The organism is Rossellomorea sp. KS-H15a (assembly GCF_024195245.1).
Classification (GTDB): Bacteria; Bacillota; Bacilli; order Bacillales; family Bacillaceae_B; genus Rossellomorea; species Rossellomorea vietnamensis.
Genome location: NZ_CP096886.1, coordinates 4,273,670 through 4,296,030 on the forward strand (window position 1 = coordinate 4,273,670; position 22,361 = coordinate 4,296,030).

The 22,361-nt window shown below is 43.9% G+C and carries 24 protein-coding genes; 11 read left to right on the plus strand and 13 right to left on the minus strand.

Annotated features, from left to right (window positions below):
- Window positions 1–5 precede the first annotated feature (5 nt).
- From M1J35_RS22010 to M1J35_RS22025, 4 genes are read right to left on the minus strand one after another with little or no spacing between them, the layout of a single operon-like run.
- Window positions 6–644: a Crp/Fnr family transcriptional regulator gene (locus M1J35_RS22010; protein WP_229594731.1), complete on the minus strand. Its 639-nt coding sequence runs from the start codon at window positions 642–644 to the stop codon at window positions 6–8.
- A complete protein-coding gene (gene msrA, locus M1J35_RS22015; RefSeq protein ID WP_371928697.1) occupies window positions 641–1,783 on the minus strand; it encodes a peptide-methionine (S)-S-oxide reductase MsrA in 1,143 nt (380 codons plus the stop codon). Before msrA ends, M1J35_RS22010 begins: the two co-directional genes overlap by 4 nt.
- Window positions 1,780–2,835 carry a sensor histidine kinase gene (locus tag M1J35_RS22020; RefSeq protein ID WP_254652282.1) on the minus strand — a complete coding sequence of 352 codons (1,056 nt, stop codon included), beginning with the start codon at window positions 2,833–2,835 and terminating at the stop codon, window positions 1,780–1,782. The genes msrA and M1J35_RS22020 overlap by 4 nt, the downstream gene beginning before the upstream one ends.
- Window positions 2,822–3,523: a response regulator transcription factor gene (locus M1J35_RS22025; RefSeq protein WP_224521990.1), complete on the minus strand. Its 702-nt coding sequence runs from the start codon at window positions 3,521–3,523 to the stop codon at window positions 2,822–2,824. Before M1J35_RS22025 ends, M1J35_RS22020 begins: the two co-directional genes overlap by 14 nt.
- A 367-nt stretch (window positions 3,524–3,890) precedes the next feature.
- On the opposite strand from M1J35_RS22025, the gene M1J35_RS22030 reads away from it, so the two are divergent.
- The 3 genes from M1J35_RS22030 (at window position 3,891) to M1J35_RS22040 (ending at window position 6,035) form a co-directional block, all read left to right on the plus strand.
- Window positions 3,891–4,928 carry an MBL fold metallo-hydrolase gene (locus M1J35_RS22030; protein ID WP_254653829.1) on the plus strand — a complete coding sequence of 346 codons (1,038 nt, stop codon included), beginning with the start codon at window positions 3,891–3,893 and terminating at the stop codon, window positions 4,926–4,928.
- A 57-nt stretch (window positions 4,929–4,985) separates the two neighbouring features.
- A complete protein-coding gene (locus M1J35_RS22035; RefSeq protein ID WP_254652283.1) occupies window positions 4,986–5,528 on the plus strand; it encodes a DUF6944 family repetitive protein in 543 nt (180 codons plus the stop codon).
- A 213-nt stretch (window positions 5,529–5,741) separates the two neighbouring features.
- The gene (locus M1J35_RS22040; RefSeq protein WP_224521988.1) at window positions 5,742–6,035 is read left to right on the plus strand and encodes a hypothetical protein; all 294 of its coding nucleotides are present in this window, start codon (window positions 5,742–5,744) and stop codon (window positions 6,033–6,035) included.
- Window positions 6,036–6,128: 93 nt separating this feature from the next.
- On the opposite strand, the gene M1J35_RS22045 is transcribed toward M1J35_RS22040, so the two are convergent.
- Entirely contained in the window at window positions 6,129–7,106 is a 978-nt protein-coding gene (locus tag M1J35_RS22045; RefSeq protein WP_254652284.1) for an LLM class flavin-dependent oxidoreductase, read from the minus strand.
- Window positions 7,107–7,329: 223 nt separating this feature from the next.
- Window positions 7,330–8,178, minus strand: coding sequence for a VOC family protein (locus M1J35_RS22050; protein ID WP_254652285.1), 849 nt, complete (start codon window positions 8,176–8,178; stop codon window positions 7,330–7,332).
- Window positions 8,179–8,339: 161 nt separating this feature from the next.
- On the opposite strand from M1J35_RS22050, the gene M1J35_RS22055 reads away from it, so the two are divergent.
- Complete coding sequence (locus M1J35_RS22055; protein ID WP_034764117.1) at window positions 8,340–8,654, plus strand: winged helix-turn-helix transcriptional regulator; 315 nt, start codon at window positions 8,340–8,342, stop codon at window positions 8,652–8,654.
- 75 nt (window positions 8,655–8,729) lie between these two features.
- Complete coding sequence (locus M1J35_RS22060; protein ID WP_254652286.1) at window positions 8,730–9,401, plus strand: 5'-methylthioadenosine/S-adenosylhomocysteine nucleosidase family protein; 672 nt, start codon at window positions 8,730–8,732, stop codon at window positions 9,399–9,401.
- Window positions 9,402–9,434: 33 nt separating this feature from the next.
- Here the strand turns inward: M1J35_RS22060 and M1J35_RS22065 are convergent, their stop codons facing one another.
- Window positions 9,435–10,424 carry a nuclease-related domain-containing protein gene (locus M1J35_RS22065; RefSeq protein WP_254652287.1) on the minus strand — a complete coding sequence of 330 codons (990 nt, stop codon included), beginning with the start codon at window positions 10,422–10,424 and terminating at the stop codon, window positions 9,435–9,437.
- 288 nt (window positions 10,425–10,712) lie between these two features.
- On the opposite strand from M1J35_RS22065, the gene M1J35_RS22070 reads away from it, so the two are divergent.
- Entirely contained in the window at window positions 10,713–11,921 is a 1,209-nt protein-coding gene (locus M1J35_RS22070; protein ID WP_254652288.1) for an MFS transporter, read from the plus strand.
- 99 nt (window positions 11,922–12,020) lie between these two features.
- Here M1J35_RS22070 and M1J35_RS22075 read toward each other — a convergent pair whose 3' ends face one another.
- Both M1J35_RS22075 and M1J35_RS22080 read right to left on the minus strand, forming a co-directional pair.
- Window positions 12,021–12,176, minus strand: a complete 156-nt coding sequence (locus M1J35_RS22075) for a DUF1540 domain-containing protein (RefSeq protein ID WP_254652289.1) — start codon at window positions 12,174–12,176, stop codon at window positions 12,021–12,023.
- A gap of 117 nt (window positions 12,177–12,293) precedes the next feature.
- A complete protein-coding gene (locus M1J35_RS22080; protein WP_254652290.1) occupies window positions 12,294–13,502 on the minus strand; it encodes an MFS transporter in 1,209 nt (402 codons plus the stop codon).
- 147 nt (window positions 13,503–13,649) lie between these two features.
- On the opposite strand from M1J35_RS22080, the gene M1J35_RS22085 reads away from it, so the two are divergent.
- Complete coding sequence (locus M1J35_RS22085) at window positions 13,650–14,078, plus strand: MarR family winged helix-turn-helix transcriptional regulator (protein WP_254652291.1); 429 nt, start codon at window positions 13,650–13,652, stop codon at window positions 14,076–14,078.
- A gap of 10 nt (window positions 14,079–14,088) precedes the next feature.
- Entirely contained in the window at window positions 14,089–14,844 is a 756-nt protein-coding gene (locus M1J35_RS22090) for a sugar phosphate isomerase/epimerase family protein (protein WP_254652292.1), read from the plus strand.
- 45 nt (window positions 14,845–14,889) lie between these two features.
- Here the strand turns inward: M1J35_RS22090 and M1J35_RS22095 are convergent, their stop codons facing one another.
- Window positions 14,890–15,870: a zinc-binding dehydrogenase gene (locus M1J35_RS22095; protein ID WP_254652293.1), complete on the minus strand. Its 981-nt coding sequence runs from the start codon at window positions 15,868–15,870 to the stop codon at window positions 14,890–14,892.
- Between the two features lie 281 nt (window positions 15,871–16,151).
- Between M1J35_RS22095 and M1J35_RS22100 the strand changes: the two genes are divergently transcribed.
- Window positions 16,152–16,529: a winged helix-turn-helix transcriptional regulator gene (locus tag M1J35_RS22100; RefSeq protein WP_254652294.1), complete on the plus strand. Its 378-nt coding sequence runs from the start codon at window positions 16,152–16,154 to the stop codon at window positions 16,527–16,529.
- 39 nt (window positions 16,530–16,568) lie between these two features.
- On the opposite strand, the gene M1J35_RS22105 is transcribed toward M1J35_RS22100, so the two are convergent.
- Window positions 16,569–17,459, minus strand: a complete 891-nt coding sequence (locus M1J35_RS22105; RefSeq protein WP_254652295.1) for a TIGR01777 family oxidoreductase — start codon at window positions 17,457–17,459, stop codon at window positions 16,569–16,571.
- Between the two features lie 345 nt (window positions 17,460–17,804).
- On the opposite strand from M1J35_RS22105, the gene M1J35_RS22110 reads away from it, so the two are divergent.
- Complete coding sequence (locus M1J35_RS22110) at window positions 17,805–19,448, plus strand: M4 family metallopeptidase (protein WP_034764134.1); 1,644 nt, start codon at window positions 17,805–17,807, stop codon at window positions 19,446–19,448.
- A gap of 159 nt (window positions 19,449–19,607) precedes the next feature.
- A complete protein-coding gene (locus M1J35_RS22115; RefSeq protein ID WP_224521979.1) occupies window positions 19,608–20,696 on the plus strand; it encodes a GGDEF domain-containing protein in 1,089 nt (362 codons plus the stop codon).
- A 111-nt stretch (window positions 20,697–20,807) separates the two neighbouring features.
- Here M1J35_RS22115 and M1J35_RS22120 read toward each other — a convergent pair whose 3' ends face one another.
- Window positions 20,808–21,209 carry a DoxX family protein gene (locus M1J35_RS22120; RefSeq protein WP_224521978.1) on the minus strand — a complete coding sequence of 134 codons (402 nt, stop codon included), beginning with the start codon at window positions 21,207–21,209 and terminating at the stop codon, window positions 20,808–20,810.
- 82 nt (window positions 21,210–21,291) lie between these two features.
- A complete protein-coding gene (locus M1J35_RS22125; RefSeq protein ID WP_254652296.1) occupies window positions 21,292–22,239 on the minus strand; it encodes an arginine deiminase family protein in 948 nt (315 codons plus the stop codon).
- Window positions 22,240–22,361 lie beyond the last annotated feature (122 nt).

A 22,361-nucleotide genomic window follows, 5' to 3' on the forward strand; every position in this document is an offset into this window, starting at 1 on the left:
GACCTTCAGGAAAGATCCGTCCCTGTCACCATATGATAATTTCTATTGATTTTTTGGATGTAGCCTTCTTTGATTAGTTCTTTTGTGAGGCTGGTGACGGTTTCCCTGGTCGAACCAATAAAGCTTGCGATGTCCTGGTGTGTGAGGTGCACATTGATTTTAATCAGGTTACCCTGCTTTTCTCCGAATCGCTTCATTAGAAAGGACAGAAGGAAAAGGATCCTTTCTTTTACAGGGGTATACATGATCCGTTCTATGAATAGATTTCGCATTTTCATTTGTTGGTTAAGAGTTGAATATAATTCCGTCACGGTCAGTGAATGTGTGCCTTTCATACTCTCCACCCGTTTGTGAGAGAGTACATGTAAAATTGTCGGATCGATCGTTTCTGCATACACCCCTTCTTCATCTAAACTGAAACTGGGGATATTGCTAAATATCTCGCCTTCTCCTAAAACGATAAGGATGGTTTTCCGTCCATCCTCACTGTTCTTATAGAGCTTGATTTTTCCCGAATGAATCATATATAGATGCTTATCCAATGAAAAAGGCTGGAAGATGACTTCTTTTTTTGAGTAATTTACGAGCCTCTCGGACAGCTCTTCTAAAATGGAAGTCGATTGCAACGGGGTGGATGAATTCATGACGCCCCCTCCTCTTTTGTTTCAAACTGAGACACAAACTCACCGTATCCCTGCTCTTCTAATTCACCTTTCGGGACAAAACGAAGGGCTGCAGAGTTCATGCAATATCTTAATCCTGTTGGCTGAGGGCCATCTTCAAACACATGACCCAAATGTGAATCAGCGTGTTTACTTCTGACCTCCGTCCTGACCATGAACAAAGTCCGGTCCTTTACTTCTACAATATTATCTTCCACAAGGGGCTTCGTGAAACTTGGCCATCCTGTTCCACTTTTGTATTTATCCTTCGAACTGAATAGAGGTTCACCCGAGACGACATCCACATAGATTCCCTCTCCCTTGTTATCCCAATATTCATTCTTGAAAGCTTCCTCCGTGGCATCTTCCTGAGTGACTTTGTATTGGATATCCGTCAATTTTTCTTTTAACTCATCATCGGTAAAAGAGGGATAAAGAGAATTGGTCTGGAGTTCTATATGGCGATCATCTCCCCACGCCTCATCCAGAAAATCATCCCGGCCTGAATTGCTTCTGTAAAATTTATAGCTTAATTTATTTTTCTTATAATAATCCTGATGGTACTCCTCTGCTTTGTAAAACGTTTTGGCCGGTTGAATCTCTGTTACAATTTTATCTTCAAATCGTCCCGAGTCAGCCAATTCATTTTTTGACTGTTGAGCAGTCTTTTTTTGTTCTTCATCGTGGTAGAAAATCCGGCTTACATATTGAGGTCCCCGGTCTACGAACTGTCCACCTGCGTCGGTCGGGTCAATCTGCCTCCAGAAGACTTTTAGTAACTGTTCATAAGTGATCACGTCAGGATCGTACTCAATTTGAACAGCTTCCACGTGACCTGTCTGTTTGGAGGATACCTCGTCATAAGTAGGATTTTGTTCTTTTCCGCCTGTATATCCTGAAATGACCGAGTATACACCATCCAGTTTTTCAAAAGGTGGTTCCATGCACCAGAAGCATCCCCCTGCAAAGGTAGCGAGTGCATGATCTTCATCGATCATCTCTGTTTTCACCGCTTCACTTCCCAACGATTTCTGGGTCATACTTGCATACAGTTTCGGTCCGAAAAAGGCTCCAATAGCCAATAAGAGTATCAACCCGATTCCGATTATTATTTTCTTCACTGCCTCTCCTCCTCACTATTTTCTATAGGTAATTGAAACCAAAAGGTGCTGCCAGAATGACCATCACTTTCAACCCCCATTTCCCCACAGTGGAGTTCAATGATTTCCTTGCTGATAGAGAGTCCCAGCCCTGATCCTCCTCCCGCTTTAGTACGGGACTTTTCCACTCGGTAAAATCGTTCAAAAATGGAGGTCTGTTCTTCAATGGGTATCCCCTTCCCTTGATCTGTCACGGAAAATTCTATTTTATCTCCTTTTTTCACAGTCCGTATGGTAAGAGCCGTTTGATCGGGCGAGAACGAAAGAGCATTTTGGAGAAGGTTTGTCATGACCCTCTTGATTTGAACAGGCATCAAAGGGATGAGAGGCAAGCTGTCATCGTACTCGACCTTTACTTGTATTCCTTTCTCCTGTATTCTTCGTTCGAATTGCCCAAGGCTGTCAATCAGAAGCTGATCGATTGATGTATGATGTGGATTCCATGGCAGCTTTCTGTTCTCCAATTGAGAAAATTCCAATACTTCTCCTATCAATAGACTTAATTTTTCCGTTTCAGATAGGATCGTTTCATAGTATCGCTTCCGGGTCTCCCGATCTTCGATTATGTCATCATTCAAAGCAGCTACAAAGGAATGGATGGATGACAGGGGTGTCCTTAGATCATGCGACACATTGGCAATCAGCTCACTCTTGAATTTTTCTGATTCCTTCAATTCCTCAAACATCCCTTCTATCTTAGTGGACATGTGATTAAAGTTGGCAGCGAGCTCTTTGATTTCCTGAGGTCCTGCCTCCGTTACCTTTACCTTAAAGTCACCATTGGCCATCTTCCCTGCTTCTCTGCTCATTTGCTTCACGGAATTTAATAAAGGGCTCGTGATCATCAAATTGACTGCAAAAGATAAAACTCCCGCTCCCAATGTAATAAAGAAGAGAAGTATAATGATATCAGTTGAAATAAACATTTGGACATATGATATGGTGAGGAAGATCATGATCACCATCAGGGAAATCGTATTGGCTAAAATGAGGAGGGTCCTAATCTTCACCATGCTGTCCCCCCTCGAATTTATACCCTATTCCCCACACCGTTTTAATCCACTTGGGGTCGGATGGATCAACCTCGATCTTCTCTCTTAACCTGCGAATATGGACATTGATCGTATTGGCATCACCAAGATACTCATATCCCCACAACGTTTCGATCAGTTGGGATTTTGAGAACACCTGAGATTGGTGTTTGGCCAGTAAGGATAACAGTTCAAACTCCTTTACCGTCATTTCAACCTCGTTTCTCCCTGCAATCACTCTCCGTCTAGTACGATCAATGAGCAAACCATCCCATGTGAGAATGTCCTCTTTCCTTTCAGATGAAGAATGGGTTCTTCTTAAAACATTCTTAACCCGTAACAGCAGCTCGCGTGGACTGAATGGCTTGGTGATATAATCGTCTGCTCCTAAGGTAAGTCCATAAATACGGTCCTTCTCTTGCCCAAGAGCCGTCAGCATGATGATCGGAGTGTCATGGTCCTCCCTTATTTTTTCAGCTACCTCCCATCCATCCATTTCGGGCATCATGATGTCGAGAATCACAATGTCCGGGTGGAAGGCGGCATATTGTTGAAGTGCTTCTTTGCCGTTAAAGGCAGCACTAACTTCATACCCTTCCCGGACAAGATAGCGTGAACATACATCTACAATATTTTCCTCGTCATCCACTAATAGAACTTTTTTCGCCATTTAAATGCCCCTTCCTTCAATCCCTCTGATTGGGATCATCTCTGCCAAAGGTTTTGTATATATTCATTGTACCGCTAGTGATTTTGTCTGGCGAAGATGAATCGGTTTCCTTTTACGCAGGTGTATGCCGGTGCTGCCCTGTCTAAAAAGGAGGACACGAGATACTATCTTCTCAAATTCCCATTATCAACAGTATAAATAACAAACCTTATGGAATCTTAACGTAATTCTTAATTATTTCTTAAATGTCACGGGTTTCGTTTTGGACAGGCTCTTACAAATTTGAGATAGTAAAAGATATCGAACGAAAAGGAGAATCTCCATGTTTATCACTCTTATATTGCTTTTAGTCATAGTTTTTACAGGGATGATAATCGTGAGGTATTACCCAGCATTTGGGAAAAAGCCTGCACGTGAGCGAGTCAACTCGTCTCTCCAGTATTCTCAAGGTTCATTTCAAAATTCATTACCCACTTCCATGGGCGCCAGCTTTTCTTCATCCTTTTCAATGATTCTCGACCTCTTCAAACGAAACGCTAATCGCAAACCGGGACAGGATATTCCACGAGTCGCCTTTCCTTCTATTTCCCACCCCCACCCCGTGACGAATATTACGTGGTTCGGACATTCCGCATCCTTGATTGAAATCGATGGAAAGAGACTTCTCCTTGATCCCATGTTCGGAAGATCCCCTTCCCCCTTTCCATGGATCGGTGGAAAGCGCTACAGCAAGGAGCTTCCCTTTCAACTCGATGAACTGCCTTCCATCGATGCTGTGATTTTTTCTCACGATCATTATGATCATCTTGATTACGGAACGATTCGAAAGCTCCGCAACAAAGTGACGCAATTCTTCGTTCCCATTGGAGTAGGAAACCACTTGGAACGTTGGGGTGTCCTTCCCGATCACATAGTAGAACTTGATTGGTGGGAGGAAAAGGAATGGGCTGGTCTTACACTCGTATGTACTCCTGCCAGGCACTTCTCCGGCAGAAGCCTGAATGACCGGAACGCTTCCTTATGGTGTTCATGGTGTATCAGCGGCATTTCCTCCAACATCTTTTTCAGTGGGGATAGTGGGTATGGTCCACATTTCAAAGAGATTGGTGAGAAGTACGGTCCGTTCGATTTGACCTTGATGGAATGCGGACAGTATGACCCCAGATGGGCACCGATTCATATGCTCCCTGAAGAAACCGTCCAAGCCCATATTGACGTGAATGGGAAATGGATGCTGCCCGTCCATTGGGGGGCTTTCACATTATCTTTCCATGCATGGACAGATCCGATTGAACGTGTCACAAAATACGGAGAAGAACGGGATGTTCCCATTGTAACGCCGAAAATCGGGGAAACGTTTCTGGTGGAAGGAGATTCATTTCCTTCTTCGAGATGGTGGGAATGAACAAATAATCCCCGGTATGTATACACTATCTAAGAACGAAAAAGTAGGCGATCAACTATGGGAAATGAGCAAAAAGCCACGTTTGGCGCATGGGTTGCGGCTACCGGGACTGTCATCGCCGCGATCGGGAGTACACCCATTAAGTGGATTCCAAGGGAAACGCTCAATTCTTTTAATCTCATAGGAAATGAACTTCAGGCAACAGGTAGCGCCCTTAGTGCAGATGCCATCAAGGAATTCACTTTGACAAAAGTGGGGAATGGTCTTCAGGCCATTGGAAACCTCATCGTCATTGCAGGCATTGTCAGGGGTACCAATGACATTATCGAGCAGGAATTAATTATCAAGGGAAACCTGGTGCAGGCATTGGGGGCATCCACTGCCCTGGCAGATTCCTTCAATGAAGAACATACAGTAGAAGAACTATTTTCAATATACGGGAACCTTTTGAAAGCCATCGGGAACTCCCTTCAAGCCATAGCCGTCATCCTGGAATTAAACGATAGGGACAGCGGAAACCTTTACGCCATAGGCAGCTGGATCCAGGCGATCGGAGCCATAATTTCAGCACTCGCCCAATCAAAAAAGGCCTCCACTTGATACGCTTTGCGTGTACTCTTATTTCGAAAATGCAGGGCCGATGGATTCGATATAAAAACAATCGAACCCAATCCGAATCCTATGGATATCCAAATCTTCTCCTGACAGCCCACTGGGTACTTTTTCATAAAATCTCTTTATCTGGGTAGACGCCTATACCAATCCCACTCAAACCGAATACTCATAACCTAGATAGAGAGGAGGTTTTATGCTATGAATGATTTTCAAACAGGCAATGAAACGTTTGTAGACTATAGTGATTACCGCCGACCAATCGGACGGGTAGGCTTCGGAAGACCGGGATTTGGTGGGTTCGGGAGACCGGGGTTCGGTTATGGAGGATTCGGAAGACCAGGGTTTGGATTCGGCTTCAGTCCGTTTGTGGGAGGACTTGCCGGTGGATTATTAGGAGCTGCATTATTGAGTCCAGGTTATGGGTATGGTTACGGGTATGGCTATCCGCCTCCTTATTATGGTTATGGTTATTCGCCATATCCTTATTACTAATATCATATAAATCGAAAGGGAACCTTGGCGGGAAAGCGCCATAGGTTCCCTTTCTTATTTCAGGGGTTTTCATGCCTCTCAGGCCCCTATGGATTAAAGAACCGCCTCAGCGATCAACTCATACGACCTTATTTTGTCTTCGAATTGAGACACATTGGTGATGATCATGAATTCATCGGATTGATATACTTCACTTAGCATCAGGAGTTCTTCCTTCACCTGTTGAGGGGTTCCGATTATCGCTCTTTTTCTGTTTTCCTTTACTTTTTCTTTTTCTTCCGGTGTCAGAACTCTTGCCTTTGCTTCTTCTACGGAAGGAATTTCAGTATCAATCCCCTTCTCTACAGCCAATAACCACAAGTCTTGTGTGAGAGCCATTTCTTCTGCTTGCTCCTCGGTTGGAGCGCAAACGACAAAGATACACACATTGCTCAAGGGTCTGGCTAATGAGGATGAAGGCTGAAAGTGAGTTTGATAATAATTCATCGCCCGCTTCCCATTGACCGGATTGATGAAGTGACCAAAGGTAAAGGCCGTACCTTTTTCAGCTGCTACCCTGGCACCTCGGTGGGTGATGCCCAGTATCCATGGAAGTGGAGGAGACGGTATGTCAGGATAAGCCTTCACGCTTTGTTCAGATGAGAGATGCAAGTAATTCTGAAGTGCCTCCACCTGCCCCGGAAACTCATTCATACTCTTTTTCAACCCATCCGTAAGAGCCATCCGTGTTTCATATGATCCCCCTGGGGAACGGCCGATTCCAAGATCGATGCGATGGGGAAATAGGGTTTCCAACACCTTGAAGTCCTCAGCGATTTTGTAAGGACTGTATTGTGGAAGGAGGACACCCCCGGATCCGACCCGTATTGAACGCGTCATGGACGCAATATGTGAAATCAGTACCTGTGGAGCCGAACCTGCAAGACCATTCGTATTATGATGCTCGGCCACCCAGAATCGCGTGTACCCCAACTCCTCTGTAACCTGTGCAAGCTCCACTGTATTCCGAAACGCAGAACCTGCGTCCCCTCCCCTCACAATCACAGACTGATCCAAAACACTCAACTTCATCCATGTCACTCCCCTTCCCAAACCGAATTTCCATTATATGTACTTACATTATCCCACTAACATCTGCAGGACCAAAAAAAACTGCTTAGAGGGACGGACCTCGCTTTCCGCGGGAATATCACGGGAAACACTCTCAATATATCCAGATGAACCCCTCTGTATCAACATTATGAAGAATACAGAAGAGGGACGGACCTCGTTTTTCGAGGTCCGTCCCTCCCTTTTACAGTCTTAAATAGATGTGGTTGCCGGATGGGTCTACTGTGAGGATTGTACCGTCATGTTCCTGTATAGCCGCCCCAATGGATTTGAGATGATGAATGGTGCTGTTGCGCTTTTCTTCATTTGGGAGGTGAAGGGTGAACCAGTTGAGGCCAGCACTGTTTTCGGAAGGAGCCGGAGCACCCACACCATTCCACGTATTCAATCCGATGTGATGATGGTACCCTCCGGTCGAAATGAAGAGCGCCTGGTTCCCGAAACGGCTCACCACGTTAAAGCCAAGACCTTTGCCGTAGAATTCTTCCGCCGCCTTCAAATCCGACACGTGGAGATGAATATGCCCCATCACTGTACCGGCCGGAAGTCCGTCCCACGCTTCCCCCTCTGCCTCGGCTAATATCCCCCGTGCGTCGAGGGGATCGACGGTCATTTCGACTTGATCACCATGCCATGTCCAGGCGCTTGCCGGACGGTCCCTGTAGATCTCGATTCCATTCCCATCAGGATCGGATAAATAGATTGCTTCACTGACAAGGTGGTCAGAAGATCCGAGCTGTATATTCAGCTTGATCAGATGGGCCAGCACCTTACCAAGATCTTCTCTACTTGGCAGCAATAAAGCAAAATGATATAACCCCGTCCTCCCCGGCTCTTTAGGAAATGATTCTTCAAGCTCTTCAATGGATAACAGGGGATGAATACCGTCCGCCGTTAAAGTGGCCCGTTTTTCTGACTGCTCCAGCACTTTAAACCCGATCACTTCCTTGTAAAATGAAAGAGATCGCTTCAAATCCTGTACGATTAAGCTCACTTCCCCAACAAATGTATGGGGTTCTTTATGAAAGTTCATTATGGTTCCTCCGATTTATTTTTAGATGTATTTCACTAAGTTACTTTATGTAACCAATTTTAATTTAATAACTTTATTCCGTCAAGTAATTAAATTACCTAATTACCCGTTATATGGTATACTACAAATTAGAATTTCCATGAATGAAGGAGGCATTGAAGATGAACCAATCTGAAATATGTCCAAGATTTGAAAAAGCGATCGGCATCTTAAGTCAGCGATGGACAGGGCTCATCATTTACCAGCTGCTTTCCGGCCCCCAACGGAACTGCACCATCAAAGACGCAATCGGCATCAGCGGAAGACTTCTATCCGAGCGATTAAAGGATCTTGAACAAGAAGGAATCGTTACACGGACCGTCTATCCCGAGACACCGGTGCGGATTGAATATTCGTTAACAAAGAAAGGTTATTCTTTAGAGCCTTTAATGAAGAATATAGAGAAGTGGTCCCAAGAGTGGATTGAAAAGGAATGAGAACCCGTTATTATTAAGGAGCTCCGTTTTGGGAGAGAAAAATAAAAATAGCTATCTTTACAGGGAGATAAGTCGATGATAGGAATCAGTATAGCAACAAAGTGGGAATATGAAGCGACATTGGAGTATTTCGGTGTAAAAGACCACGAACGTTTCGGTTATCCTTATGGCGAATATTTCAAAAGAACAATGAATGATACCGAACTTGTTTTTTATAGTACCGGTGTAAGGAAGGTAAATGGTGTCGGTGGTAATCAGTATATGATTTCTACCTTTCATTTAACGAAAGTGATCGTTGCTGGAACCTGTGCAGGAATAGATGATAAGTTCAGTAATCTGGATATTTTTGTACCCGACAAAGCCGTTCAATATGATTGCACAGTAAAAGAAATCGAGCCTTTTATTAAGCAATCCTTTATCGTCGATATCGATCTATCAAAATACGGAAATGATTTCTACACCGGAACAATCGGCACCGCTGATAAAGCAGTCGTTATGTGGAAGGACTATTTAGAACTTAAAGAAAACGAAATCACAATAGCCGATACAGAAGCAGGTGCCATTGCGTATATCTGTAAGAAGAATGATGTTGAGTGTATTATCATTAAAGGGATATCTGACTTTCCAACAGTTGAAAGTAATTCTGATACATTCGATTCAAACAATGACCAGATCAATGTTTATATAGAAAACACACCTAAAGTGATGAACAAAATATTTGGCGAATATTTAAATCGATTTATATAACCTACAAATCCAGAGACATTGGCTCTGGGTTTTTTATTGGGATTTTGTTGATTGATTTTCGTTGAATGAAAGGATATATGTGGTTCCTTTTTTGATGCCTGTGGTGGGTAGGTTGAGGGATTGGAGGAGTCGTTTGGCAATATGGGAGGAATTTACATTTAAAAATGTTCTTAACTCAGCATTATTTATTGTGGACCTTATAAGAAGTTCATAATCTTTAAGAGCTTGAACATGAGCATGAGTATTTTCATTATTACATTCCATACAAAACCATTTACCATGTTTCCTTATTAACGGCCGGTGATTGCAAACTTCACATATGCCTCCCTTTAACAGTTCCCTTTCTTTAATTCCATATCGTTCTAAAACAGTGGAAACAGGTTCTGTATGATGTCTTTTTAAAGTGCCGATCAATTTTTTTATGTCTTTTATAGTTGCCGATTCGTTTCTAACAGAACCCTCAATATATTTAACCTTATCGGATAAGGATTGGCGGTGAATGACGATTTTATTAAGGATTTTGTTATCTGGAGAGGTTTTTATAATTGTACGATCGTTACTCATGACTACGCAGGAATATACGGGGATATTGGGGAAGCCATTTTTCTTTAGCCAATCTTGCAGCTTGCTTTCCTGTCTTTTAACTTGAATTGTAGGGTCTGGTAACGCTGATTCATTGCCATCTTTTGTTTGAATAAGCTGATTGAAGATTGGATCGAAGTAAGCAGTACCTGAAAGGTATTTGACTTCAATATTTATGATTACTTTGGTCGTGAGAAGCAGAGTGTCTATTTGAAAAAAGCCTTCTTTGCAGGGGATCCTAAGATCGTTGAGAATGGAGTATTTTTTGTTGTCTAATAAGCTTAATGTGTAATCCAAAGCCTTCTCTCCTTTGAACCCTGCCATTCTTTTACCGAGTTCATCGGTTATGAGGTACAGTTTTGGATGATTGAGTGGTAATCTGCGGATTAATGCTTGCAAAACGAGGATATTTCGAGGGATGATTCGTTCTTTTTCGATCATTTTATCACTCCAGTCCGATTTTATATTACTGGTATTCTTCATGGAACATAGAAAATCCTGCTTGAGTTGGTAAAGCCCAGTTTTATCAGCGGAATTTAAGTTTTATCAGCGAAATTTCAGATATATCGGCGAAATTGACGTTTTATCAGCGATATCTCATTTATATCAGCGAAATGCATTTGCTCCAAAAACACACCCCCTCCCCCAACAAAAAACCATTCCCTTCCCACCCCCAGCATAGTATATTTAGAGTAACGAAATAAATCGACTGCGAGGGACGGACCTACTATGTGGAAAAATAAGAATGTGTGGATATTATTGATCGGGGAATTCATTGCCGGGCTTGGATTATGGCTCGGAATCATCGGAAATCTGGAGTTTATGCAGGAGAAGGTGCCTTCTGATTTTCTGAAGTCAGTCCTGTTAGCTTCTGGTCTCCTGGCTGGCCTTGCTGTCGGTCCGCTAGCCGGCAAAATAACGGATCAGGCAAATAAAAAAACCGTGATGCTCGTATCAGGATTCACACGGGCACTCAGTGTCGTTTTCATGCTGATCGCTATATATACGGGCTCGGTACTATGGATGATCGTCTTCTTAGTCAGCATTCAAATCTCTGCCGCTTTTTATTTCCCTGCCCTACAGGCTGCCATTCCGATGGTGGTGAAAGAGAGTGAACTGCTGCAGATGAACGGTGTGCATATGAATGTGGCGACCCTTTCAAGGATCCTCGGGACGGCTTTAGCTGGAATTCTACTGGTCATCATTTCTTTATCGATGCTGTATGTTCTATCTCTTGTAGCGTACCTTGCCCTGTTCGTCATGACCTGGTTCCTGACAATCGCCGAAAACGAGGAGTCATACGTCAAAACGCAAGGCAACAAGCCAAAAGCAGCAGGCTTCAAGGAAGTATTCCCGGTCATCAAAGGACTTCCCATCGTATTTATGACCCTCGTGATGACACTCATCCCGCTTTTATTTATCGGTGGATTCAATTTGATGGTCATCAACATCAGCGAGCTCCAGGACAGTTCCGCCATTAAAGGATGGATCTATACAGCGGAAGGGATCGCTTTTATGACGGGTGCATTTGCAGTGAAAAAAATCGGTGAAAACGTTTCGCCATATAAGATTCTGTTCAGCTTCAGCTTTGTCATCGGGATGGCGCAAATGCTTCTTTATTTTGCTACAAGTCCCGTCATGTCGGTGCTTGCCTTCACGGTATTCGGCTTCTCTGTAGGGTGTTTCTTTCCGACAGCCGCCACCATTTTCCAAACACGAATCCCGAAAGAATTTCACGGACGCTTCTTTTCGTTCCGGAATATGCTCGACCGGCTGATCTTCCAAGTTGTCCTTCTTTTGACAGGGCTCCTATTAGATCTTGTCGGGCTGCAGATCATGACGGTTTTATTTGGATGCCTCTCCCTGGTGATGACGGGACTTTTCTACTCGAAATACAGGCAGCTCAAAACGACTGTGTTATCGGAACAAGCAAGTTAGCTCACAACTCATTGTGGGCTTTTTTGTATAACAATGAGAATTATTATCAATACTATATAAAAAGAAAGACAACCACGCCTATGGTTGCCTTCTCTAATATTACATACCCGGTTCGAATGTTTTGCAGTCCGTTTCTTCGCTGTTATGCGCTTTGTTCCCTTTATGACTGACAACGAAAATCTGTTCTGCAGAACACTTCTTTCCTTCACTGTTGTACCTGCAGTTGCTCACTTCACATAGTACGTCCTGTGCCATGGTTTTACACCTCCCCTGTACCATTAGAGTGTACGTTTCGTTTCAGGTTCATACCTTCACATTGACCCCTGATCCTTAAAAAGGGACTCACCTCTGAAAGGTAAGCCCCTCTTCATTTTATAACTCTAATGCTTCCTCTTGATGTACAGCCATTGTTCTTCGTTTCGTCACGATTTTATATGCAGCGACTGTAACCAACACCACTCCACTGCAGATGATATATAAAGCCGAAAAACCGAGCTGCGATGAAACAAGCCCCAGCATAAACGATCCTACCGCAATCCCAAGGTCATAAAAAATGAAGAACGTAGCCGTCGCATGCCCTGTTCTCCTCTTCGGTGCAGCCTGTATCGACATGGTCTGGAAACTTGGAAGCAAAGCACCGTACCCGAGGCCGATCAGCGTTCCCGATACCAATAAGAACACGACGGAATGAGTGAAGCTTAAAAGAATCAGTCCAAAGGCAAAAATGATCAGGGACGGGTAGATGACCGCGTTGGGTCCCGACCGGTCAAATAAACGTCCTGTATATGGCCGTGACAGCAGCATGGCCGCTGCAAATACGACGAAGAATAAGCTAACGGATTCGAATAGACCGACAGACTTCGCATAAACGGATATAAACGACATGATTCCTGAATAAGCAAATGAGGTCAGGAACCCCACCAATGCAATCGGGATCGCCTTCACTTCTATTAAATCCTTAAGTGTCAGGCGCCTGCTCACTACCTGTTCCACCACCTCGTTCTCTGTCACCTGAATCCCAAATGAACATAGAAAGCCAATGACAATGATCCATGCAAGACCCATAAACAATGTCGTGTACGGAATCCACTGGAGGAGGGCCAGGGAAAGAAAAGGTCCTACTACTACTGCCAGGTTCATCGACATGGCAAAGTAACCAAGTCCCTCCCCCTTCCTGTTTGCCGGGATCATGTCTGCCGCAATCGCCACCATGACTGTTGAACCGATACTAAACCAGATTCCATGGAAGAAACGGAGCCCCATCAAAAAATAAAAATCATTTACCCAAAAGTAAATAAATGAGGAAATCCCGAACATGAATACACTGAGGATGAGTGTCTTTTTCTTCCCTAACAGCTCAATGATTTTTCCCGAAAAGGGACGCACAATGATTGCCGATAGTAAGAAGACCGTTGTAGCAAGTCCTGCCTGACCTTCTGTCCCGTGCAACTCATCAAGCACATACAGAGGGAGGATCGTAAGCAGTGAATAAAATACCAAAAAGAGAAAAAAGTTATTCAGTAACGCCATAAAAAATGGCCGTGTCCAGATGTTTTGTTGTGTTGAATGTTCCACTATCATTCTCCTTCGCGCAATTAGTTGTTATACTAATTATATCTACAACATGTATATTTGTAAATATAGTTGTTGTGACAATTAATTCAATTTCTTCCGGTTTTCATGTATGATAAAGGGAAGAAACTCACGTAGAAGGTGAAACCAGTGACCATGTCCCGAGATGAATCCATCGGCTTATATACGAGCCACACAGTCAAAAATATCATCCGATTCCTTACCCTCCATCTGAAAGATTTCGATGTGACACCAGAGCAGTGGACCGTTCTGAAGAGACTTGCTGAACAGGATGGAATCAGTCAAAAGCAGCTTGCCATAAGGTCTGAAAAAGACCAGCCGACCGTAACCAGGATATTGGATATTCTGGAAAGGAAAGAACTGATTTATAAACAGAAAAACGCCGAAGACAGACGATCTTTTCTTATTTTCATCACAGAAAAAGGAATGAAAGCAAAGGAAGAGCTTTCCCCATTTATAGAGAATTTGTATGAAGATACGATCCTTAAAGGGATTTCAGAAGAGGAATTAGAAGTATATAAGAGCGTGCTTTCTCAAATCAACGCGAACATGACTAAAGGATAGGAGTGAGCGTATGAAAGAAATCCCTGTTGCCCTCCAGATGTATACATTGCGAAACGAGGCGGAAAAGGATTTTATCGGTACTCTTCAAAAAGTGGCCGATTTAGGTTATGAAGGGGTAGAACTTGCCGGTTATGGCGGTTTATCCGTCAACGAACTGAAAGATTTATTGGATAAGCTGAATCTTCGTGCTGTCTCCAGTCACATTTCTTTATCTGAATTAAGGAGCAATGTGGATCAGGTGATCGGGGATCAGCTTGAGCTTGGAAGTACCTACATTGTATGTCCCTATTTGCTCCCTGAAGAACGAACAGAGGAAGATTATTTCAGATTGATCGATGACCTGAACACCATTGGTGCAAAATGCTTTCAGGCGGGGATCACCCTCTGCTATCATCACCATGACTTCGAATTAAGGACTCTTTCCAACGGAAAAACGGCTCTCGAAACGATTCTGGCTGAAACGAATCCTCACTGGGTCAAAGCTGAATTTGATATCTATTGGCTGACGTATGCAGGGGAGAAGCCTGTTGAATGGCTGAAGCGTTACCAGGGTCGGACTCCCCTTGTCCATTTAAAAGATATGACAACGGATGGCGAACGTTTCTTCGCAGAACTTGGATCGGGTGGAGTGGACCTCGAACCTATCCTGGAATTCGGTATGCACAGCGATGTGGACTGGTGGATCGTAGAGCAGGATGACTCCAAGATCCCGCCAATCGACAGCGTTCGAAAAAGTCTTGAGTACTTACGACATAACCAAGTTTGATGAGATAAAAAGGAGAGCCGGGTCCGATGGCTCTCCTTTTTCACATTATTTCAGTTTCGCTACAATCTTGCCTTTCACATGTCGCTCGGATAAGCGGCTGAGGGCTTCCGGTACTTCTTCAAGTGTCACCGTCTCTTTCAGCATGGCATCCAGCTTCCCTTGTTCCAACAGGTCAAGCATCTCATCCCCGATCACCGCAAAGTCCTTTTTGGCTTTGAAATCTTCCGTTTGATGCGCCGCTGCAAGGGCGATTTCATGATAAGAAACGACTTTTGTGAATGATTTGATTTTGGTGAAATCAGGGGCACCGGCGATGTACACCATGTGACCCATATAGGCTAGGGCATCCAGGGAGTCCGTCGCACTCTGTCTGCTGACCGCATCCACGACGGCGTCCACACCACGGCCATCCGTAATTTCCATTACTTTCGCTGTAACATCTTCTTCCCGGTAGTCGATACAATAGTCTGCTCCAAGTGATTTCACATAGTCATGATTGTGACGGGACGCAGTCGATATGACCGTCTTCCCTGCAAGCTTCGCAAGTTGGACGCCAAACCCGCCTACTCCACCGGCACCTCCGTGGATTAAAATCGTCTCGACGTTGTCCAGGGGCAGTTTACGGTGAATGGCCTGGTAAGCCGTATAACCCGCAGTTGGAAGAGCTGCAGCATCCTCGAAGGAAACACTGTCAGGGATGCGTGAAACCGTGTGTGCTGTGATGATGGCGTATTCTGCATATCCGCCTTTTTTCGTGAAATCCCCGTGGTAAACGACACGATCTCCCTCTTTATAATCCGTTACTCCCTCACCGACTTGTGCGACCACTCCTGCCACATCCAAACCGAGGATATGCGGATAGGACCAGACAGGCATCCCATTCGTGGCTGTCTTGTAGTCAACCGGGTTCAATCCGACGGCATGGACCTCCACGAGAAGTTCTCCTTTTTGCGGTGAAGGTGTTTCGATTTCCTCCACCTTCATGTCTTTCCATAAACCTTTATCTTTCAATAATAAAGCTTTCAATATATTCATCTCCTTAAAGAGCGTTATGATTATTTTGCTTACATGGTATATAATATATACTATAAACACAATAAACAAGTAGGCACTATTTAGTATCCTGGTTACCGTTTGGAAACTGAGTTAATGGGAAGATGCGGTTCAGCTGCTGATTTTTCATTCTTTTTCAGCAGCTGAATATCCGCGAAATATCAGCTGCTGAATGACTTTGATTATTCACCTGCTGAACCAAACAGCACACTCAACAATTCCACAAACAACAATAACATCAAGGAGGTACCCATATGAAACAGCTCAATCCAGAATACCAATGCGCCATCGACCTCGTGATCGATGTCATCGGAGGAAAATGGAAGGTTCTGATACTATGGAACTTAAATGAAGGTGTAAAGAGATTCAATGAATTGAAGCGGTCCCTGCCGAACATCACGCAGAAGATGCTTACCCAGCAGCTGCGGGAGCTGGAAGAACATGGACTGGTCGAACGGACGGTGTATCAGGAAGTCCCGCCAAAAGTCGAATATTCGACCACAGAGATGGGGAAGAAACTCCAGTCCACGCTATTTGAGATGTGTAAATGGGGAGATGAATATGCCGAGCAGAAAGGGATAGGGATGAACCGCTGCTGGACAACCTATGATTTCATGAAGAATGATCAGTAAGGCGAAAAGGACTTGTCACATGGACAAGTCCTTTCATCGTCACTTCGCCAGGATCTGACCCAGTGCCTTTTCAAGCGTATCATACTGAAAGACGAAACCTGCTTTCTCCAACCGTTCCGGAATGACCCATCTGCTTTTCAGGACCAGTTCGGTTTCCGTTTTGATGAACACCGCACCTGCTTCAAGCATCCATTTCGGGGTCGGGAGCCCTATTTTCTTATTCATCACGTTCCTTAATTGAGCCATGAATTCACGATTGGTGACCGGATCCGGCGAGGCACAGTTGAACACTCCGCTTAACTCCTTCTCTTCATTCAAAAAGAGAATGATCCGGTATAGGTCTTCTACATGGATCCAGCTGAATCTCTGGGTTCCCGGTCCCTGCACCCCACCGAGACCAAATCTGACCAGGTTTTTATACGGTGTCATCACACCGCCATCCGGCCCCAGTACGATGGCGATCCGTAGAGCAGCCTGCCGCGTCCCGGGTATTGAAAAGGAAAAGAATGCTTTCTCCCATTCCTTTGCCACTTCAACGGAAAAGCCTGTGCCGATATCGCCGCCTTCCTCCGTCATCGGCCGGTCCTCTGCATGGCGATAGATCGTGGCCGTGCTGGAATTGACCCATAAGGGAGGAGGATTCTGACATTGCAAAAGGGCCTTCCCCAATATGTTCGTCGTCTCCGTCCTGGATTTGAAAATGTCCGCTTTATTCTTTTCATTATAACGACAGTCGACTGATTTCCCTGCAAGATTGATGAGCATATCGGCCCCTTCCAATGCCTGCATCACATCATCAGGCCGGTCCCAGGAAACATGGGGAGTCTGTCTTGAAATGATGGTCACTTTAAAGTCCTTCTCGAGAAACTTCTTCTGAAGATACTGGCCGATAAAGCCTGTTCCCCCTGCTATGACAATTTTCTTTTCCACACTATCCACCCATTTCTTTCGTGTGAATTTGTGAATTAATTCACATTAATTATACCAAATACTGTAACAAATTCAACCGTTTTTTGTCTGATTCCCATATGCACAAAAAATAGTGGAATATTCCTAGAAAAATATTTTTCTTTGAACGGCAAAGATAAAGGTAGAAATTCACCTCAAATTTCGTATATATCGACATTGTTGAACACTAAATATTTCAAATTTACTGAAAATTACCATTTTTTTCATTGTCAATCTTCCTATTTTTTACTAGACTACTAATTAGCCGCCGGGGCCAAAAGAAATAGCTATTTCCAAAATCTATGATCAAAAGGGGAAATTGTAATTATGTCGAAAAAGAAATTAGTCAGTTTAGCACTAGGTACTTCTCTTGTATTCAGCGCATCTTTTACAGGTGCCTCCGCATTCGCCCAGTCTTCAGATTCGATTACTTCGAAAATGGACATTCATCAAAAGGTCATGAACATAGATAAAAAAGGGCCAAGCTTCCTATCTGGGAAACTATCAAAAGGTATTGTAAAGAACGATCAAGACGTGAAAAAGTTCATAAAAGACAATAAAGAGCTTTTTGCCGTCGATCCCCATTCTGAACTGACATTACTTGAAAAGACGACAGATGATCTTGGAATGTCTCATTATCGTTTCACTCAATCAGTGGACGGTGTGCCTGTTGATGGAGCCATCTTCATTGTCCATACAAATAAAAAGAATGAAGTAACGGCTACAACTGGTCAGCTTTATAAAGAAGCTTCTAAAAAGGTAACTAAGACCAAATCCAAAATCAATCAAAAATCCGCGACGGATCTTGCATGGAAGCACATCGGCCTATCAAAAGCCGACACCTTGAAAGGGGCTCAAAACGAGTTCAGCATCGATGCGAAGAAAGACAGTAAAGTTGAAAACACAACTGAAAAAAATGATCTCGTGATTCATGAGAAGGATGGAAAGTTCACTCTTGCTTATAAAGTACAACTTCAATTCATCGAGCCTTATGGAGCGAACTGGCAGATCTATGTGGATGCCAAAGACGGATCGATTGTCGAAGCTTTCAATGCTGTGACAGATGCAGCGACAACCGGAAGCGGTTACGGGGTTTTAGATGACTATAAAACTCTTAATACTTATTCTTCAAATGGAACTTATTACTTATATGATGTGACGAAACCGATGAATGGTGTCATCGAGACCTTTACGGCTCAAAATGGATCAAGCCTTCCAGGGTACTATTCCACTGACAGCAATAACTCCTGGACTGCGTATTCCCAGGCGGCTGATGTCGATGCCCATGCATATGCCGGTAAAGTCTATGACTATTATAAAAACACACATAACCGCAATAGTTTCGACAACAACGGAGCGACCATCCGCTCTACTGTCCATTATGGATCCAACTACAATAATGCGTTCTGGAATGGTTCCCAAATGGTCTATGGTGACGGGGACGGATCTACTTTCACATCTCTTTCCGGTGCACTTGATGTCGTGGCCCACGAGCTGACTCATGCCGTGACGGAGCGTACTGCCGGATTACAATATCAATATCAATCCGGGGCCCTGAACGAATCATTCTCTGATGTGTTTGGGTACTTCTTAGATCCGGGCGATTACCTGATGGGTGAAGATGTCTACACCCCTGGCATCTCTGGAGATGCTCTGCGCAGTCTTTCAAACCCATCTAAATATGGACAACCGGAACATATGAATAACTATGTGAACACTTCTTCCGATAACGGTGGTGTTCATACAAACTCCGGTATCCCGAATAAAGCGGCTTATAACACGATCTCAAGCATCGGGAAAGCCAAAGCAGAAAAAATCTACTATCGTGCCCTGACTGTCTACTTAACACCAACTAGTAATTTCAGTTATGCACGTGCAGCCCTTCTTCAATCAGCAGCTGACCTGTACGGAAGTGGAAGCTCCACTTACAACTCCGTTAAAGCAGCTTGGGATGCTGTCGGGGTTTATTAAGACACGATCCAGTTAGCAGCCAAAAAGCCGTCCTATCCGGGACGGCTTTTTTCCTTTATACGAATCTCAGAAAATACTTCACCAACCTTCCCGGAAATCCGATATACTGAATATAGGTAATATGTCACGGTATCGGTCCATCATGAAGGAGGGATGATCATGTTAGAGCATGTATTCATCAACATATGTATCTTAATATCCTTTTTGTACTTTGCCGGGATTGTGTTGAGAAATCCACAGCAATCACCGATTCCAATGAATGTATTGATTGGTTCCTTCTCCGGGGTCCTTGGGTTGGCTCTCATGTATTTTGCCATTCCCTTGGATCACCACAGTATAGTGGACCTGAGGCATGTAGCGATCGTGACCACTGCCGTCTATGTCGGGTGGATTCCTGCCCTTCTTTCAGCCTCCATCATAACAGTCGGCAGAATGATCATGTTCGGTGTCACGCAGGAATCAATTGTGGCGGCAATCGGTATGTTGGTTATCGGAATCATCTGCAGCATATTAAGCTTTCTCCCTTACCACAGGCTTGTGAAAATTCAAATTATGAACTTGTCCGGACTGATGATCATTTTCATCTCGTTACAAATCAACCTAGGGTTTTTGAATGCATTGAAAATCATTCCTTATCATACGATTACTTCTATTCTGGTCGCCTTTATCATTTATTTTATTGCCGAGCAGATCAAACGTTCAAATGAACAATATCATCAACTGGAACAGAACGCGACGAAAGATTTCCTCACGAGCCTGAACAATGTAAGACAGTTTGATGTTAGTTATAATGAGGCCTTGAAACACGCACATGAAAGAAATGAAAAACTATCCTTACTCCTCATTGATATCGACCACTTCAAGAACGTAAACGATACATTCGGTCATCATGCCGGAGATGTGGTTCTGAAAGAGTTTGGAAAAGTGTTGAAGCACCACTCCAGGACCTTTGATATTGTTTCAAGGAACGGAGGAGAGGAGTTCAGTATCCTCCTCCTGGATTGTCCCCATTTTCATGGGATGGTCATAGCGGAAAGGATAAGGGCAGCTGTTGAAAGACATTCCTTTTTCATTACGGAGGAACAATCGATCCGCATCACGATTTCAATCGGGGTGTCCACTTTCCCAGATACTCTTTCACAGGACGGCGAGGAAATTTTCGAACAGGCAGATAAGGCCCTTTATCTTGCGAAACGGACAGGACGAAATAAAGTATGTGATTTCCAGATGGTTCAAGCCATACACTGATAAAGCACAACAAGTTTCAACATCCTTTCCCAGGAAATGATGTAGAGAATTGGATGAAAAAGGAGAAGGGTGTCGACTCCCTTCTCCTTTTTCATTCATCCAACCTTTCTATCATAAACTGGTGACCTTCTGACGTTGTTTATTGAGCGCACTCATGACGGACCACTTGTCACTTCCCGTGATTGAAAGCATGACTGACAATGCCAATAGCACTAAAGGAAACTCATATCCTCCGATGAGACCCAATTTAAATTTAACTAGTACAATCGCTCCCAACATGGTCACCGCCAATGCAGCAGCTGATGGAATCACATAGAAACCGATGATTAACATTAATCCACCGACAGCCTCTATGATTGCCGTTGTATAGGCCATGATCGCCGGTAAGCCGATTTGATCGAACATCTCGATGGTTTGCTCCATACCCATTATTTTTTGCATTCCATGTGCGACCATGATCATCCCCAGGACCACCCTTCCAATCAGAAGGGACCATTCTACTCTCTTGTTCATCTTAACCACTCCTCTTTAATCAAGCTAACGATCAGTCATCCAAAATGGATCACTTCATTGCTTTCATAAAGGGAACTGTGTATTACTCGCTCCGTTCAAATGGCAAGGTCATACAACGGATTCCACCACCGCCTTTTTCAAGTTCGTTTACGTCCACCTCAATCAGTTTCTTAGCTTTTAATTTCGGATGATCTTTCCATATTTTCTTATTGGCTTTCGTACTTACCAACAGCGTTTCAGGATCCAGATTTAAAAAATTGATGTCAGCCACCGTATGTTTCACATCATCGGTCCAAAGAACATCAAAGCCATGCCGCTTGATGAAGTCTTCCATCATTACATACTTTCCGCTTTCTTCATTGACGACCTGGACTGGGAAAAGTCGCATATAGCTTTTGGCAATGAGGAGGTCCGGTCCTGCTACGTTACAGTTCATATCCAAATGCATTGTTTCACCGGTACGGGGTAAATCGATGATCCCGATTTCAGTAAATCCAGCTTGAAAGATTTTTCCCTTCATCATCTCTACACTTTCAATGCTGGACCGGAGCCCGGTATTGATGAAAACCGTATCACGATTCAAAACGAATACATCCCCATTCTCCAGCGCCTTCAACCGATTATTGTCCTGTATGGAAAAGGTATTCTCATCAAACCATCTCTGAAACAACTCATGACTGTGAACGTATTCCGGAGCTCTCATGGTAATACCTGCATCACCCGGAATCACGGTGTTCCCATATACACATGCCAGATCTCGTACAAATACACGATTGATAAGCTGGTCATTTAACTGCCTGTCCTCATCCTTAAGATGCTTGGAGTAATCGATGACCGTAACACCCGCATTCTCCATCGCACGTATCATCTCTTCGTGATTTTCTTTCGCCTTCTTCTGGTTAACCGGTTTTTCCCATCCGACGTAATCCGCCGTTCGTTGATCAGGTACATCCAATACTGAAGGCGAGCATACTAACACCGTTTTCAATTCCCCATGTTCATTCCAACAATTCGCATTGATCTTTACCATCAGCAGAACCCCCTCTATTATCAGTCTTTCCTTACTTTCTCCGTTCTCATGAAAATCATTCCGGTCCCATTCACATAATTCATCCAGTGGAATGTCACACTATGGGGGATAAAGGTCAGGTG